Below are 1510 nucleotides of genomic sequence, written 5' to 3'. Positions count from 1 at the left end.
GCCGCCCAGCAGCTCCGCGCCGCCGAGCCCGTCAGGCAGCGGGTCCCCGTCCGGCTCCGGCGGGCCGGGACAGGGCGGCGGCCGGGCCACCCCGGGTTCGGTCGCCGTGCTCACCGAGCGCCGCTGAGGCAGCCGGCGTGGCCGAGCAGGTGCACCCGACCCTCGACGATCCCGTCGTCGCCGCGCTGAGCGAGGGGGTGGGTGGCCCGCTGGGCACCCGCGCCACCCGGCACCCCTGGTGGACCGCGCTGCGGGTGGTGCTGGCGATGACCGCGGTGACCCTCTCGCTGGGGATGGTGCAGAAGGCGTCCTGCTACGCCGACAGCTGGCAGGACGGCCAGCAGCGCTACTCGCACATGTGCTACTCCGACCTGCCCTACCTCTACACCGGCCGGGGACTCGCCGAGCTGAACTGGCCGTACACCTCCGACGAGCAGGTGCGTGCGAGGTACGAGGTGATGGAGTACCCGGTCGGGATCTCCTACTTCGCCTGGGCCTCGGCGTGGGTGACGCACTGGCTCTCGGGGTCCCCCGACGTGACCACGCGGTACGACGAACCGGCCGGCAGCCTCGGCAGCGAGCGCGACGTCCTGCGCGAGAGCCGGATCTTCGTCGCGGTGAGCGCCGTGGGGCTGGCCGTGGCCGGGCTGCTGGCGGCGTTCTTCCTGGCCGGGGCCACCCCCGGACGGCCGTGGGACGCCGCGGCCTTCGCGCTGGCCCCCACCCTGGCGCTGAGCTGGCTGGTGAACTGGGACCTGCTCGCGGTGGCGGCGGTGGCGGGCGCGCTGTGGGCCTGGGCGCGCGGCCGCCCCGGACTGACCGGGGTGATGATCGGGCTGGGCACCGCCACCAAGCTCTACCCGCTGTTCCTGCTGGGTGGAGTCCTGGTCGTGTGCTGGCGCGAGCGGCGCTGGCGGGACCTGGGCGTGACCACGGCCGCCGCCGCGGGGTCCTGGGTGCTGGCCAACGCGCCGGCGTACCTCACCGGGCCGGACCAGTGGCGGGTCTTCTGGTCGTTCAACTCCGAGCGGGGCGCGGACCTCGGCTCGATCTGGCTGGTGGTCTCCCAGGCGGCGAACGAGACGTTCGCCAGCGCGACCATCAACCACTGGTCGTGGGCGTTCTTCGTGCTGTGGTGCGCCGGCGTGCTGCTGCTCGGGATGGCCGCGCCGGCCCCGCCACGGCTGGCCCAGCTGGGGTTCCTGGTGGTCGCCGGCTTCCTGCTGGTCAACAAGGTCTACTCGCCGCAGTACGTGCTGTGGCTGCTGCCGCTGGCCGTGATCGCCCGACCCCGGTGGCGTGACCTGCTGATCTGGCAGGCCGGCGAGGTGCTCTACTTCGCCGCGGTGTGGTGGTACCTCGGCGGCTACCTCGCCCCGCCCGGTGGTGACGACGCGGGGTACTACTGGATCGCCATCGTGGTCCGGCTGGTCGCCCAGCTCTACCTGGTCGGCATGGTGGTCCGCGACCTCCTCACCGACCCGTCACAGATGGCGGCCGACCCGTCACA

1 protein-coding gene is annotated in these 1510 nt (G+C 73.5%); it reads left to right on the top strand.

Annotation, left to right across the window (positions count from 1 at the left end; genetic code table 11):
• Positions 1-137: 137 nt before the first annotated feature.
• Positions 138-1510 (top strand): glycosyltransferase family 87 protein (locus PLP61_RS12575; protein ID WP_324503068.1); only part of this gene is annotated, 1373 nt, incomplete at its 3' end.

Source organism: Nocardioides sp. (assembly GCF_035429765.1).
GTDB lineage: Bacteria > Actinomycetota > Actinomycetes > Propionibacteriales > Nocardioidaceae > Nocardioides.
Note: the sequence above shows the minus strand (reverse complement) of the source record. Positions and strands in the feature narration are given on the sequence as shown.